This is a genomic window from Metabacillus sediminilitoris (assembly GCF_009720625.1).
Lineage (GTDB): Bacteria > Bacillota > Bacilli > Bacillales > Bacillaceae > Metabacillus > Metabacillus sediminilitoris.
Genome location: NZ_CP046266.1, coordinates 3,795,489 through 3,811,207 on the forward strand (window position 1 = coordinate 3,795,489; position 15,719 = coordinate 3,811,207).

Consider the following 15,719-nt stretch of genomic DNA (forward strand, 5'->3'; position numbering starts at 1 on the left):
GTGGTTAGCAAGCTTCCCCCAATAAGTTAAAGCCGGGACTAGTATGAAAATTTTTCCTTCACGTTAAAAGTTAGTGGTATTATTTCAAAAAACAGCTATGTATGGAAAGAGGCTGACTCTTTAGAATCAGCCTAATTATATAAATTTTATAAACCATATAGCTTCGTGCCACTCGGGCACTCCAGCTTTTCTAATTAAATCCCAGCTAACTTTTTCTTTTTCGCTGCTTTTTCACGTTCGTTTTTGTCAAGAATTTTCTTTCTTAGTCTGATGGATTCTGGTGTTAATTCACAGTATTCATCTTCATTCAAATATTCAAGTGCTTCTTCTAATGACATGATTCTTGGTTTTTTCATCGTGTTGGTTTGATCTTTGTTAGCTGAACGAATATTTGTTTGTTGTTTCATTTTACAAATATTAACAACTAGATCATTTTCACGAGTATGCTCTCCAACGATCATACCTTCATAAACATCTACTCCTGCTTCAACGAAGATAATCCCACGATCTTCTACTCCTTGAATGCCATAAGTTGATGATTTACCATTTTCCATTGAAACAAGTACACCTTGACGACGTCCTCCAACCTGACCTGGTTGCATTGGTTGGTAGCTATCAAATGTATGATTAATGATACCGAAGCCGCGAGTTAAAGACATAAATTCAGTTGAGTAACCAATTAAGCCACGTGCAGGTACGTTAAAAATTAATCGAACTTGACCATTACCGTTATTGATCATATCGACCATTTCACCTTTACGAGCACCGATTGATTCCATTACACCACCAGTATGTTCTTCAGGTACATCAATTTGTACTCGTTCTACTGGCTCACATCTTACACCATCAATTTCTTTGACGATAACTTCTGGTTTAGATACTTGAAGTTCAAAACCTTCACGACGCATATTTTCAATTAAGATGGAAAGATGAAGTTCTCCACGTCCTGAAACGGTCCAAGCATCTGGTGAAGATGTTGGATCAACACGTAAGCTTACATCTGTTTGTAATTGAGACATTAAGCGTTCTTCTATTTTACGAGAAGTAACATATTTACCTTCACGTCCAGCGAATGGACTGTTGTTAACTGCAAACGTCATTTGTAATGTTGGCTCATCAATACGAAGAATTGGTAATGCTTCTTGATGTTCAACTGGACAAACTGTTTCACCTACGTTTATATCTTCCATACCAGAAACTGCAACAAGATCCCCTGCGATTGCTTCATTAATTTCCACTCGTTTTAAACCTTGGAAACCAAATATTTTCGTTACACGAAAGTTTTTAATCGATCCATCAATTTTCATTAATGATACTTGTTGACCTACTGTCATTGTTCCACGGAATACTCGACCAATCCCAATACGTCCAACGTAGTCATTATAATCAAGTAATGCCACTTGAAATTGTAGTGGTTCCTCCTTGTTATCAACAGGTGCAGGAATATGTTCAACAATAGCATCGAATAATGATGCCATATTTTCTTCTTGGTCTGCAGGATTAGGACTAACACTTGCAGTACCATTAATAGCTGAAGCAAATACAACTGGGAACTCTAATTGCTCTTCATTTGCATCTAGCTCAATAAATAAATCTATTACTTCATCAACAACCTCTGATGGACGAGCAAAGTCACGGTCAATTTTATTAACTACAACGATTGGTGTTAAATTTTGTTCCAACGCTTTCTTTAATACAAATCGTGTTTGAGGCATACAACCTTCATATGCATCAACAACAAGTAAAACACCATCTACCATTTTCATGATACGTTCTACTTCTCCACCGAAGTCTGCATGTCCTGGCGTATCCATAATGTTAATACGAGTGTCTTTATAATTAATTGCTGTGTTTTTAGCTAAGATTGTAATACCGCGTTCACGTTCTAGATCATTTGAGTCCATTGCACGTTCCTCAACATGTTCATTAGAACGAAATGTCCCAGATTGGTGTAAAAGTTGGTCTACTAATGTTGTTTTCCCATGGTCAACGTGGGCAATAATGGCTATGTTGCGAATATCGTTACGTAATTTCACTCTTTCATCTCCTAAAATGTATATTCAAATAGACTCTACTAAAAGGTTATCCATACTAATAATAAGAAATACAGTAAGACTTTTCGAGAGGTTTCGATTGAACATATAATAATTTCAAAATTACCCTCGATATTATACCATAAACAATGTAGAAAAGTGATAGTATTTTATGTAAACTAAAGAAAGCACTCTAATTTTTTTCGAAACTGGATGGGAGTTGGCGATATTCATGAAAGTTGGCAAGTGGATTTTTCTCTTATTAGCATCATTAGCAGCAGCTTGTATGATCGGGATAGGGATTGCAGTTGGTGAACGAAGTATCCTCGGAATCGTACTGGCAATTATCGGATTAAATGCTGTGATGGCATCAGGTTTTATTTTAAAAAAGAGAATGCGTGAAAAAGGGCTTTTAGAATAAAACATACAAAAACTGCTAGCCCTTTAAAGGGCTAGCAGTTTTTCATTTTACCTTTAGTATTCATTACAATAAAGGTTTAACGGTTATCATATATTCTTTTGATGTCGTATCATCTTTCTCTACTTTGAACTGTTGGAATCCACATTTCCCAAGAAATTGCAACCAAGGATCTTGGTTAATCGGACAAGCAGCAAATAACGCCTTATGACCTCTTTGATGAAGTTCGTCTCCTATCATCGCCAGTATCTTTCTTCCATATCCCTTGCACTGGAACACAGGATGAATGAGCACGGTCCCCACCCAGGGCTTTTCGTTTGCTGGCGACCATTCTAATACATAACTAACTCCTACTAGTTTGTTTTCAGAAGTCCAGATTCTCCATTGACCATTATACATTTTGTAAGACAGTAGATAGGTTTGTAAGTCTTCTGCTAAACATTCTTCTTTTGCCAAGCTGGACTGACTTCAATAATCTCTTTCAGAAAACGATAATCATTCACATGCAATTCTCGTGCAGAAAGATTTGTCACCTGTTTAAATATTCCTTTAACATGTGTTCATGAAGATTTTTTTCCCCGACGAAGAAGCTATTTTTCGTTAACAAATTTAGCTTCTCTCCTGTTAATGTTGACGCAGTTCCTCCAACCTCTTCAATCAAGATCAAACCAGCAGCAATATCCCATGGAGCGAGTCTCATTGTTAAGTAAGCATCTAATCGTCCTGATGCAACATATGCACATTCAAGCGCGGCTGAACCATATGAACGTGCGCCACGAACCTTTTTAACTATTGGTGCTATGATAGTATGATCGATACGCTTATTTTCCGTTACCCACACAGGATTTATGCCAATTACCGCTTCTTCTATCTTTACCTTATCGAGCATTGGTAACTGAATTTCATTCATATATGCTCCCTCGCCCTTAAATGCATGGTATAGCTCATTATGTACGACATCATAAATTAATCCAATATAACCAATGCCATCCCCATAGATACCAACTGAAATCGCAAAATTTCGTTGCTGGTGAACAAAATTCATCGTACCATCGATAGGATCAATAATCCATATTACTCCATCTAATGAAGTAACGTCATCACCATAACCCTCTTCACCTAATATTTTATGACCAGGGTATGTTTCTTGAATTTTTCCAATCAGGAATTGCTCAATGTCCTTATCCATATTTGTCACTAAATCGTTGGGGTTTGATTTAAATTGAATAGAGAGTGAGGACTTAAAGGAATCTCTTATTCTTTCTCCTGCTTCCCTTACCCATTCTTTAGCCTTTTGATCAATTTCTTTCCAATTTGTCATTTGGCAACCTCATTTCTATGTATAAATCAATGATTCCTTAATAAGGATACTGTATTAATTTAAAGGAATGCAAGTAAGTACCATAATTGTTGGGCAGATAAAAACGAACCTTACAAGGTTCGTTTGTAGATTTACTCATCCCCTACTATGTTTGGAGTTTCATCCACTCTTTACGTAACTTTTCCAGCTTTTGTTTGCATTCTGTTGTTTTCTTGCTATCATTATTTTGCATTGCTTCGTAAAGGGTGGCTAATTCATAATCCATTTCGAGCCTTAACACCCCTATACGATTGTTAATGATTTTTTGATTACCCGGTTTAACAATTTGTTTCATCTTTCTACCGCCCCTTTCATTTTCTTTTCTCTTCATCTCATAACAATCAAAACGATTTCAAAGATTCTTAAAGAAATATTTAATAGTTTTTTATATACTATGTGAATGGAAAATAAGTTGGAACTGATCGTAAGAAATTGTGTATTTACCTAATTCATACCACCACTCATTTTTCACGAAACATTCTGGATATTTTTCTAAGCATTTCATTGTGCTAACATATGCTTATCCCTTTATAATGGAATTTCAGTATTTAAATTGCAATGTATAACTACAGGAGGAGTTAAGGATATGAATTTTGCAGGATTTACTACGAAGGATTTTGAAACATTTACCATAGACGGCCTTGATGAACGCATGGAAGCAATACGTGAGAGAATTCAACCTAAATTTAACGAATTAGGACAAGTATTATCAGACGATTTATCACTCCTATTACAAAACGAAATGCATTTACATATTGCGAAACATTTAAGACGAACGATAAATCCTCCTAAAGATACATGGTTAGCCATCGCTGCAAACAAACGAGGATACAAACAGCACCCACACTTTCAAGTTGGCTTATTTGATGATCATCTTTTTATATGGCTTGCGTATATATATGAATTACCAAATAAAGAAAACATTGCTGAAAAGTTCTTAAATAATATCGAAACGATCACAAAGATAATACCAAATGATTACTATGTGTCATTAGATCATACAAAAAAAGATGCTAAGCCATTAACTGAAATTGATTTATATGCTTCATTAGAACGTTTTAGAGATGTAAAAAAAGCCGAATTTCTAATAGGACGTCATATTAATGCAAATGATCCTCTAGTTAATGATGGTGACAAACTTTATTTGTTTATAAAGGAAACATTTAAAGCACTTGTTCCTTTGTATAAAATTTCTATTTAATAAAGGCTGTTTTCGTAAACTTTGTTGCTATTACCAAGCAGTGCGGTACGGTTGATTGCAGCGAGAGCTGCTCGCTTTCCGTGGGGCGGGCGGTGAGCCTCCTCGGCGTAAAACGCCTGCATGAGTCTCACCTGACCCGCTGCTCTAAGCAGGAGTCTCGCAATCTGCTCCAATCAACCTTAAATAGTTTCCATTTTAAAAACAACAATCACTTAGAAAAAAGCCTTAATAAAAAAACGTCCAGGTATCTTCTTAATAAGAACTGGACGTTTATCTTCAATTAAATCTTACATTTTAACAGTTTGTTTTTCCTCAATATCCTTTGCTTTTTTAATCACACGATAGGAGGAATAACCACTTACCTCTTCGAATTCGTTACAAATTGTTTTTTCCTCTGCTTTACTTGGTACAATCTCTTTAAACCTCCGATATGCACTTAATAGCTCGGTACGCTCAATTCCTTTTTCATAAGCCTTTTCAATACTTTCAAAAAACTTTATGACATCTACTGTTTCTTCTGTACTCCAGTCTAAGGAGATCGGATATTGATAATCCATCCTGCTGTTTTCCATCCTCTCATTTAAATAACTTAGCCGATCATCGTAGGATTTAAGACCACTTTTTACGAATAGCCTCGGCATCATTAATCATTTTAGCGATCAGGTCATATGCGGTTGGTATATCAGAGATTAACCCTGTTACTTGTCCAGCCCATGCAAAACCCTCATCTATTTTACCATCATATATATATCTTTTGTTAGCAACGCCACTAATATAATCTTTTAATTCCTCATAACCACTTGAATTTTCTTCAATCTTAAGGATTTTCTCTGTCCATTTATTTGTTAGTACTCTACCAGGGGCGCCGATTGATTTTTTAATTACAACTGTATTATTTTCATCACTATCGAGTAAGGCTTGTTTATAAAGATGATGGGCATGTATACATTCTTTAGTGGCTATAAAACGAGTCCCCATCTCAATCCCTTCCGCACCAAGGCTAAGGGCAGCCATTAATCCTCTGCCATCGCCAATTCCACCTGAAGCTATGACAGGTATTGAAACTGCATCAACAACTTGTGGAATTAAAACAAATGTGCCTACATCGCTTCTACCTATATGACCGCCACCTTCTTGTCCAACAACCATAACAGCGTCTGCACCGAGCTCCTCTGCTTTTATTGCTTGTCTTTTAGCAGCAACTAATACTAGTTTTTTTACATCCACACCTTTAAGCATGTCGAAAATCGGCGAAGGGTTTCCACCTGTCATTGAGATGACTGGAACACTTTCCTCTATGGCAACTTCTACCAACTCTTTGTAACCCTTTCCGTATTGACCAATAGCAAAATTCACACCAAATGGTTTAGATGTCAGTTCACGAAGTTTTTTAATTTCGTTTCTTAAAGCTTCTGCTGTCCCAAGGGACATTGCTGTTATTTGACCCAAGCCGCCAGCATTTGACACTGCTGCTGCTAATTCCGAGTATGCTAAATAAGCTAAACCACCTTGTACAATTGGATATTGCACACCTAAAATATCTGTTATTCTAGTATTCCAATTCATCTCTCACCCTCCTATTATCATTTGTATTCTAGGTTAACCATTAAATTCCTTCATGAATGAGATAAACCATATACGATGATATTATGAAAAGGGCAGAAAATATTACACTTATTATTGACTCACAGATACGATAAAGGTATAATTCATTTGTTTTATAATTATGCAGAATTCGACATTTTCCGTACGATCTGCTGCTGCTATTTCTTTCTTTTTGATACATGCTGAACCATTGAATTACATAAGGAGATTGCAGTTTTTCATTTATGATTAAATTTTTAACATTTAATAAATTAGTAAAATATTGAAAAAGAAGGTGGGAACAGCATTGTCACAATTTGAAACACCATTGTTCACAGGATTAGTTGAACACGCAAAAAAAAATCCAATCCAATTCCATATCCCAGGTCATAAAAGAGGGGCAGGAATTGATCCTGAATTCAGAAACTTTATCGGTGATAACGCCTTATCGATCGATTTGATTAATATAGGCCCTTTAGATGATCTACATGCACCTAAAGGTATGATTAAAAAAGCACAAGAGCTTGCTGCAGAAGCATTTGGAGCTGATTATACATTTTTTTCAGTTCAAGGTACAAGCGGGGCGATCATGACGATGGTGATGGCTGTTTGTGGACCAGGAGATAAAATAATCGTACCTCGTAATGTTCATAAATCTGTTATGACAGCCATTGTATTTTCAGGAGCAGTTCCTATTTTTATTCATCCAGAAATCGATAAAAATTTAGGCATATCGCACGGTATTACAACGGATGCAGTTGAAAAAGCTCTTGAGCAGAATCCAGATGCAAAAGGTGTCTTAGTTATTAATCCAACATACTTTGGAGTATCAGCAGACTTAAAAAAAATTGTAGAGATTGCTCATTCTTATCATGTTCCAGTTTTAGTTGATGAGGCACATGGAGTACACATTCATTTTCATGAGGAATTACCTTTAAGTGCTATGCAGGCTGGTGCTGATATGGCTGCAACCAGCGTTCATAAATTAGGTGGTTCAATGACACAAAGTTCTGTTTTAAATGTAAGAGAAGGATTAGTGTCACCACAGCGTGTGCAATCAATTTTGAGTATGATGACAACAACTTCAACTTCCTATTTATTATTGGCCTCTCTTGATGTTGCAAGAAAACAATTAGCTACAAAAGGGAAAGAATTAATTGACAAAACAATTGAGTTGGCTAATTATACTCGTGAAAAAATAAATAATATTAATAATATTTATTGTATTGGCAAAGAAATTTTAGGGTCGAAAGCAACCTTTGATTATGACCCTACAAAATTAATCATTCCAGTTTTTGAATTAGGTATAACTGGATATGACGTAGAAAAATGGCTTCGTGAAAACTATCAAATCGAGGTAGAACTATCTGACTTATATAACATTTTATGTATTGTTACACCAGGAGATACGAAGCAAGAGGTTGATATGTTAATCAAAGCTTTACAAGAGCTCTCTGATTCGTTTCAATTAAAAAATAATCCACAAGACGACAATAAGGAACGAATTTTACTTCCTGATATTCCCGTCTTAGCTTTAACGCCGCGTGATGCCTTTTATGCAAAGACTGAAATTGTGCCTATAGAAGAATCTGCTGGCAGAATCATTGCTGAATTTATTATGGTCTATCCGCCGGGAATACCAATTTTTATTCCAGGTGAAATCATTACTGAAGATAATTTAACATATATTAAGAAAAACCTGGATGTTGGTTTACCTGTTCAAGGACCAGAAGATCAGACGTTACAAACTCTTAGAGTGATTAAAGAGCATCATGCGATAAGATAGCAAGCACCTACACTTCTTTATACTCTGTAGCGTCTTATAACCTTGTGAGGTTACGCTTAGAAGCTTGAAAGCAAATCTAATATGCGAATCCTTTCATTTTTTAAACAAAAATAAAACACGCAAAACAATATTTGCGTGTTTTATTACCCCTTAAAAACTATATACTTAACCCCTTATTTGACCTCGACAACCTGCTTATTTTCTTTACTGCAATCATGATGATCGCATTTACCATACAAAGTTGTCACCTTTTCCACTTCAATATGACCGATTGTAGAGTTGCAGTGTTGACAAACGATTGTTCCCATCTCCATACCCCTTTCAATCATTAATTTTCCACTCTCAAAGTCTTTCAATCTTTGAAAGCGTTTCACCTTTGTTAACTCTATAATAATATGTCACAATTGATCCGTCAAGCACTAATTTGTATAACACATTTAATTTTTTTTAGAAAATAATCATCCTTTAAATAGGCATTTATACGATTACGGATGTTATAATTTTAAATAGCTGTAAATAGCAATTTCTTTTGTTCAAGATGTTTATCTGTTTTATTTTATTGTGGCTAAAAAACTTGAAAAAGTTTATACCTATTAATATTTACCTGTCCGATAAGTACTCGTCCATATTTTTATTTGTCGATTTTCAGTTTTGAAATATCTGTGTATTGGTTTAGTCATCCTCGCTAACAGTGTTTATAGAAGTACTGAGATTTTCATAATCGTTATTGCAGCTACTTTTTGGAATAGTAAATACATGGGCTTGGAAACACTCAAATTGGTAGAATACAATGAGAAAAATACCTGGGTTCAAAACTGGATTAGTTAAAAACCCCCAAATTGAAAGCTTTTTGCCCAACTAAAAACAAGAAGAGTGTTGTACACGAAATGAAAATTGCACCTTTTCTTGTTTTTATGAATGTAAAAGCAATAAGATAAGCCAAATAATAAAACATAATGAGTAAAATGAGCTTTGCTGCTATACCGTCCTTCTTAGAGAGCCATTCTACTACGCTATATCCACTCCATAAAAAAAAATGAAAACAGCAAACGCTCCAGGTTCGTTTCATACTAAAAAATACCCCTTTCACAATACATTGCCATGTATTAAGTCTATGCTTTCAAAATGAGATACATCAATTGTTTGTACGTTATTTTAATTGAATATTTTTACAATTATCATCATGTAATTTATATTGCTTTTGAATGAAGCATCTACTATATATTTTTCATTTATGTAACAATTAAGTGACATGAGGAAGAATATTCAATTAATATGTTAAAATAGGTGTAATTTAACAGTTGAATGTTCATTTATAGCTCTATATACGTGTTTTTTACATAATGAATTAGACCTATTTAAACTATTATAAAGAGGTGGGTAAGGATGAACAGATCAATACTCATTGCCTTCATTATTTTGGTTTTTATTCTTTCTTCATGTCAAAATGGCGCATTTTCACAAGGTGAAATTGATAAAGAATTTCCTCAAGATAAGCAGTTATTGTTTTTTTCTGATGATGACAATATTGATCGAGAAGCAGTCTACTATGATGCATTACTAGATATAAGGAAAGAGTTTCCTGAAGAATTTGAAAATATGAGGATTATTACTGATAACAATAATAAATCCCAGTATGAGGTAGATATATATCCTTCCCTTCTCGTTGTAAAACATGAGGAAATTGTAGTCCAAATAGAAGGGGACGTCTTTACAAAAGAAGAGATTATGAAACCTGTTATTGATGCTTTGTCCCATTAAGTTAGAAATCAATTGGTTATCTTAATTAAATATTTTAAAGTATCTCCTAATTTTGAATGTTCATTGTTTGGATTTGAAATTAGGGGTATTTTCCTATTAATAAAATAATCCTTGGCCAATATAGGCCAAGGATTATTTTTATGAGATATTATATTACTTTACGATATGGATTGGCGAACCAATTGCTACTTCAGCAGCTTCCATCGTAATTTCACCAAGTGTTGGGTGTGCATGGATTGTCATAGCAATATCTTCAGCTGTCATTCCAGCTTCAATTGCTAAACTTAATTCTGAAATCATATCCGAAGCACTAGGTCCAGCTATTTGCGCACCAATAACTAAGCCATCCTCTTTAAGAGTAATAAGCTTTAAGAATCCATCTGTGTCATTAAGCGATAATGCACGACCATTAGCAGCAAATGGGAATTTAGCAGCAATTACTTCAAGACCTTCTTCTTTTGCCTGTGCTTCTGTATATCCAACAGTTGCTAATTCAGGTTCAGAGAAGACAACAGCAGGAATACCTAAATAATCTATTTCAGCTTTTTCTCCAGCAATTGCTTCTGCAGCAATTTTACCTTCATATGAAGCTTTATGAGCTAATTGAGGACCTTCAACAATATCACCGATCGCATAAATGTTTGAAACATTTGTGCGGCATTGTTTGTCAATTTTGATGATTCCTCTTTCAGTCATTTCAACTCCAACTTGCTCTAAACCAAGCTCATCAGTGTTTGGTCGACGTCCAACAGATACTAACAAGTAATCAGCATCGATAGTTTTTTCTTCACCTTTTACTTCAAATGTTACTTTAACGCCAGTTTCACTTTCTTCAACACTTTTAGCTGAAGCTTTCGTGAAAATTTCTACGCCTTTTTTCTTTAGGCCGCGTGCAACAAGTGAAGTCATTTGTTTTTCAAAGCCTGCTAAGATATCATCAGCTGCTTCAATAAAAGTAACTTCAGTCCCAAAGTTAGCATATACAGAACCAAGCTCGATTCCGATTACGCCCCCGCCAATAACAACTAGTTTCTTTGGAATCTCTTGAAGATTTAAAGCACCAGTCGAATCAATTACACGTTTTGAGTATTTGAATACTGGGATTTCAACAGGACGAGATCCAGTTGCAATAATAACATTTTTAAATTTGTACGTTTGTGATTTTGTTTCATCCATAACTTTAACTGTTTCGTTATCAACGAAATATGCTTCACCATAAACAACGTCAACTTTATTACCTTTAAGTAATCCAGCAACACCGCCAGTTAATTTTTTAACGACACCAGCTTTGAATTCTTGAACTTTTGAGAAATCAACTGTTACGTTATCAGCCTTAATTCCCATATCTTCAGAATGTTTTGCTGTTTCGTAGCGGTGACCCGCAGAGATTAATGCTTTAGAAGGAATACAACCTACGTTTAAACAAACTCCTCCTAATGTACCTTTTTCAACTACTGTTACTTTTTGTCCTAATTGAGCAGCGCGGATTGCTGCAACATATCCACCAGGACCTGCTCCTATGACAAGAGTATCTGTTTCAATCGGGAAATCTCCAACTACCATCGATTACGCCTCCATTAAAATTAGTTGTGGATCATTAAGTAAACGCTTGATGTGGTTAAGAGCATTTTGTGCAGTAGCACCATCGATCATTCTATGATCAAAGCTTAGTGATAAAGCAAGAACTGGAGCTACTACAATTTCTCCATCACGAACAACAGGTTTTTCAGCAATACGTCCAATTCCTAAAATAGCAACTTCTGGGTGGTTTATAACAGGTGTAAACCATTGTCCACCAGCAGAACCAATGTTAGAGATTGTACAAGAAGCACCTTTCATTTCGTTTGGAGCAAGCTTACCATCACGAGCTTTTGTAGCTAGTCCATTAATTTCATCAGAAATTTCAAAAACAGACTTGCGTTCTGCATTTTTTACAACAGGTACTAATAGACCTTTTTCAGTGTCAGCAGCAATACCGATGTTGAAATAATGTTTTTGAACAACTTCTTCTGTTTTATCATCAAGTGAAGTATTAAGAACCGGATACTTTTTAAGAGCTGAAGTAAGAGCTTTCACCACGTACGGTAAATATGTTAACTTAATACCCTGGTCCGCTGCAACACTTTTAAATTGTTTTCTGTGAGCAACTAAGTTTGTTACATCAACTTCATCCATTAATGTTACGTGTGGAGCAGTATGTTTAGAGTTAACCATCGCTTTTGCGATTGCTTTACGAATTGGGCTCATTTTTTCGCGAGTTTCTGGGAATTCGCCTTCTGGAGCTGCTTTTGCTGCTGCAGGTTTAGCTTGTTTTTCTTCAGGTGCTGCTGGAGCTTCTTCAGTTAATGCTACACCGCCACCTTGTAGGAATGTTTCAACATCCTCTTTCAACACACGACCGTTTTTGCCGCTTCCAGATACTTGACGAATATCAACATCTTTTTCGCGAGCGTATTTACGAACAGAAGGCATAGCGATGATACGCTTGTTTGGATCTACTTCAATTTCAGGTTGTACACCTTCTTGTTTTTCTTGTTTAGGTGCTTCTGCTTTATTTAGATCTTGACCAGCTTCTGCAGTAGCTTGAACTTGAGCTTCTGTTTTTTCTTCAGACTTAGGCTCGTCATCACCATGATCACCTTTAAATTTCAAGTTTTCATAACCTGGTGCATCAAAAGTAATGATTGTTTGACCAACTGTTGCAACTGTTCCCTCTTCAACATTTACTTTCGTAACTGTCCCTTTAACTGGTGATGGAATTTCAACAACAGCTTTATCATTTTGTACTTCTGCTAAGACATCATCTTCTTCAACTTTATCGCCTTCTTTAACGAACCACTTTACGATCTCACCTTCGTGAATTCCTTCACCGATATCAGGCAATTTAAATTCGAATGCCAAATCATTCTACCTCCTTAAGATTTTAAAAATCATGACGAAAACCTGGCTTTACCAATTGGTAAAAGCTTCAGGTTTCTTTTACCGTCAATTAAATACTGACGAATAACATACTTTAGTATTAGAAATTCACTACTTTTTTAGCAGTTTCAATAATATCTTTATAAATTGGTAACCAAACATTTTCTGCCTCAGTAAATGCATAAACTGTGTCAGGTGCAGTAACTCGCATTACTGGAGCTTCTAAGCTAAGAATTGCGCGTTCTGTAATTTCAGCAACAACACTTGCTGCAATACCAGCTTGTTTTTGTGCTTCTTGTACAACGATCGCACGACCTGTTTTCTCTACTGATGAGATAATTGTTTCAATATCTAACGGACTAATTGTACGAAGATCTACAACCTCTACAGATACGCCTTCTTTTTCTAGCTCTTCAGCAGCTTTTAAAGACTCATGTACCATTGCACCATAAGTGATGATTGATAAATCTGTACCTTCACGTTTTACATCAGCTTTACCGATTTCAATTGTGTACTCTTCTTCAGGAACTTCCTGACGGAATGAGCGGTACAATTTCATATGCTCCAAGAAGACAACTGGATCGTTATCACGAATTGCAGAGATTAAAAGTCCTTTTGCATCATATGGAGTTGAAGGAATAACAACTTTCAATCCAGGTTGTTGTGCAACTAGACCTTCTAAGCTATCAGCATGAAGCTCAGGAGTATGTACGAAACCTCCAAATGGAGAACGGATTGTGACTGGAGCTGTCCAACGTCCGCCAGAACGATAACGCATACGTGCTAATTGTCCGCTTAATGAATCCATTACTTCGTAGACGAAACCGAAGAATTGAATTTCCATTACCGGACGGAATCCTGTTAAACCAAAACCGACAGTTAGACCACCAATACCAGACTCTGCAAGAGGAGTGTCAAATACACGATCTTCTCCAAATTCTTTTTGAAGTCCTTCCGTTGCACGGAATACGCCACCGTTTACGCCAACGTCTTCTCCGTATACGAGGACGTTTTCGTCATTTTTTAGCTCTGTGCGCAATGCATCAGTGATGGCTTGAATCATTGTCATTTGTGCCATGGCTTATTTCGACTCCTTTGCTTTGTAAATTTCATATTGCTCTTTTAAGTTATAAGGCATTTCTTCGTACATGATTTCCATCAAGTCCGTTACCTTTTGTTTTGGATATTTATCAGCTTTTTGAATCGCTTCTTTAATATCTTCTTTTGCTTGTTCAATTGTTTTGTTTTCTTCCTCTTCGTTCCAGATACCTTTTGCCTCTAAGTATTTACGGAAACGAACTAAAGGATCTTTTGCTTCCCACTCGTTTTCAGTTTCTTTCGTACGGTAACGTGTTGGGTCATCTCCAGCCATTGTGTGTGGACCATAGCGGAATGTTAATGTTTCAATTAAAGTTGGGCCTTCACCATTAATCGCACGTTCTCTAGCATCACGAACAGCTGCATAAACAGCTAATGGATCCATACCATCAACTTGAACACCTACGATACCAGCAGCAACTGCTTTTTGCGCAATTGTTTGTGCAGCAGATTGTTTTTCAACAGGTGTTGAAATTGCATAACGGTTATTTTGAACAACGAAGATCGCAGGAGCTTTGTATGCACCAGCAAAGTTAATTCCTTCATAGAAATCACCTTGAGACGCTCCACCATCACCAGTATAAGTAATTGCTACAGCTTGTTTACCTTTCTTTTTCAAACCAAGTGCAACACCAGCTGTTTGAATGTATTGAGCTCCAATAATGATTTGTGGAGATAGGCAATTTACACCTTCAGGCATTTGGTTACCATGGAAATGTCCACGTGAGAACAAGAAAGCTTGATAAAGTGGAAGGCCATGCCAAATAATTTGTGGAACATCACGGTATCCTGGTAAAATCCAGTCTTCTTTTTCTAACGCAAATTGTGAAGCAAGTTGCGAAGCTTCTTGACCTGCTGTTGGAGCATAGAAACCTAGACGGCCTTGACGATTTAATGAAATTGATCGTTGATCTAAAATACGTGTATAAACCATACGACGCATAAGTTCTTTTAACTGTTCATCACTAATATCAGGCATAGCCGCTTCATTTACGACTTGACCTTCTTCATTTAAAATTTGTAATGTTTCGAACTGCTTAGAAATAGCTTCAAACTGTTTCTTACTATCAACAACAGCGCTTTTAGTTTTTGCAGCCATTTTATAACCTCTTCCTTTCCATTTTTAAGAGTATTGTTCAAGTAAATAGGCGTGTAGAATTTGCGAGCAACATATCGTGATACAGTGCTTCGTAAAATCTGCCAATTTATCAATTGACTGAATGTCTACTTGCTATTTAACCTGAACTATTTTCGTATTTAGTAAGAGAATTCCAATATGCACAGCATTAGGTTACCCTAAATTATGATGGTTGACACAATTTTTTTGAATTCAAACCTACCTTACTAATACCCATTCATGAGATTTAAAAAAGACAAACTCAATGGAATGGCTGTAAAGAACTTTTCAGTTCACTCTGTATTAGTTTTATTTATGTATACACTAATACAACCTTCTTTAATTCAATAACAAGTTTACACCATTTTTTTCTTGTCCGTCAATTAGTTTATATACCATTTTTTAAAAATATTTTCTTTAGCCTTATACATAAAAACTCACG

At 35.9% G+C, this 15,719-nt stretch carries 15 protein-coding genes; 4 read left to right on the top strand and 11 right to left on the bottom strand.

Annotation, left to right across the window (positions count from 1 at the left end):
• Positions 1-194: 194 nt before the first annotated feature.
• Complete coding sequence (gene typA / locus GMB29_RS18175) at positions 195-2,036, bottom strand: translational GTPase TypA (RefSeq protein WP_136351376.1); 1,842 nt, start codon at positions 2,034-2,036, stop codon at positions 195-197.
• A 229-nt stretch (positions 2,037-2,265) separates the two neighbouring features.
• Here typA and GMB29_RS18180 point away from each other — a divergent pair, with 229 nt between their 5' ends.
• On the top strand, positions 2,266-2,454 hold the full coding sequence (locus GMB29_RS18180) for a YlaF family protein (protein WP_136351377.1): 189 nt from the start codon (positions 2,266-2,268) through the stop codon (positions 2,452-2,454).
• A 63-nt stretch (positions 2,455-2,517) separates the two neighbouring features.
• Here the strand turns inward: GMB29_RS18180 and GMB29_RS18185 are convergent, their stop codons facing one another.
• From GMB29_RS18185 to GMB29_RS18195, 3 genes are all read right to left on the bottom strand, one after another.
• Entirely contained in the window at positions 2,518-2,907 is a 390-nt protein-coding gene (locus GMB29_RS18185) for a GNAT family N-acetyltransferase (RefSeq protein WP_227551383.1), read from the bottom strand.
• A gap of 73 nt (positions 2,908-2,980) precedes the next feature.
• Positions 2,981-3,772, bottom strand: a complete 792-nt coding sequence (locus GMB29_RS18190; RefSeq protein ID WP_136351379.1) for an inositol monophosphatase family protein — start codon at positions 3,770-3,772, stop codon at positions 2,981-2,983.
• A gap of 145 nt (positions 3,773-3,917) precedes the next feature.
• Complete coding sequence (locus tag GMB29_RS18195; RefSeq protein WP_136351491.1) at positions 3,918-4,106, bottom strand: hypothetical protein; 189 nt, start codon at positions 4,104-4,106, stop codon at positions 3,918-3,920.
• A gap of 291 nt (positions 4,107-4,397) precedes the next feature.
• On the opposite strand from GMB29_RS18195, the gene GMB29_RS18200 reads away from it, so the two are divergent.
• Positions 4,398-5,012, top strand: a complete 615-nt coding sequence (locus tag GMB29_RS18200) for a YktB family protein (protein WP_136351380.1) — start codon at positions 4,398-4,400, stop codon at positions 5,010-5,012.
• A 287-nt stretch (positions 5,013-5,299) separates the two neighbouring features.
• Here the strand turns inward: GMB29_RS18200 and GMB29_RS18205 are convergent, their stop codons facing one another.
• On the bottom strand, positions 5,300-5,569 hold the full coding sequence (locus GMB29_RS18205; RefSeq protein ID WP_136351381.1) for a UPF0223 family protein: 270 nt from the start codon (positions 5,567-5,569) through the stop codon (positions 5,300-5,302).
• 52 nt (positions 5,570-5,621) lie between these two features.
• Complete coding sequence (locus tag GMB29_RS18210) at positions 5,622-6,578, bottom strand: NAD(P)H-dependent flavin oxidoreductase (RefSeq protein ID WP_136351382.1); 957 nt, start codon at positions 6,576-6,578, stop codon at positions 5,622-5,624.
• A 325-nt stretch (positions 6,579-6,903) separates the two neighbouring features.
• Between GMB29_RS18210 and GMB29_RS18215 the strand changes: the two genes are divergently transcribed.
• On the top strand, positions 6,904-8,382 hold the full coding sequence (locus GMB29_RS18215; RefSeq protein WP_136351383.1) for an aminotransferase class I/II-fold pyridoxal phosphate-dependent enzyme: 1,479 nt from the start codon (positions 6,904-6,906) through the stop codon (positions 8,380-8,382).
• Between the two features lie 173 nt (positions 8,383-8,555).
• Here GMB29_RS18215 and GMB29_RS18220 read toward each other — a convergent pair whose 3' ends face one another.
• On the bottom strand, positions 8,556-8,756 hold the full coding sequence (locus GMB29_RS18220) for a GapA-binding peptide SR1P (RefSeq protein ID WP_406600278.1): 201 nt from the start codon (positions 8,754-8,756) through the stop codon (positions 8,556-8,558).
• Between the two features lie 1,012 nt (positions 8,757-9,768).
• On the opposite strand from GMB29_RS18220, the gene GMB29_RS18225 reads away from it, so the two are divergent.
• Positions 9,769-10,143, top strand: coding sequence for a hypothetical protein (locus GMB29_RS18225; RefSeq protein WP_136351385.1), 375 nt, complete (start codon positions 9,769-9,771; stop codon positions 10,141-10,143).
• A 153-nt stretch (positions 10,144-10,296) separates the two neighbouring features.
• On the opposite strand, the gene lpdA is transcribed toward GMB29_RS18225, so the two are convergent.
• The 4 genes from lpdA to pdhA form a co-directional block, all read right to left on the bottom strand.
• A complete protein-coding gene (gene lpdA / locus GMB29_RS18230) occupies positions 10,297-11,706 on the bottom strand; it encodes a dihydrolipoyl dehydrogenase (protein WP_136351386.1) in 1,410 nt (469 codons plus the stop codon).
• Between the two features lie 3 nt (positions 11,707-11,709).
• Complete coding sequence (locus GMB29_RS18235; RefSeq protein WP_136351387.1) at positions 11,710-13,044, bottom strand: dihydrolipoamide acetyltransferase family protein; 1,335 nt, start codon at positions 13,042-13,044, stop codon at positions 11,710-11,712.
• 118 nt (positions 13,045-13,162) lie between these two features.
• Entirely contained in the window at positions 13,163-14,140 is a 978-nt protein-coding gene (locus GMB29_RS18240; protein ID WP_136351388.1) for an alpha-ketoacid dehydrogenase subunit beta, read from the bottom strand.
• Between the two features lie 3 nt (positions 14,141-14,143).
• On the bottom strand, positions 14,144-15,259 hold the full coding sequence (gene pdhA / locus GMB29_RS18245) for a pyruvate dehydrogenase (acetyl-transferring) E1 component subunit alpha (protein WP_136351389.1): 1,116 nt from the start codon (positions 15,257-15,259) through the stop codon (positions 14,144-14,146).
• Positions 15,260-15,719: the final 460 nt, after the last annotated feature.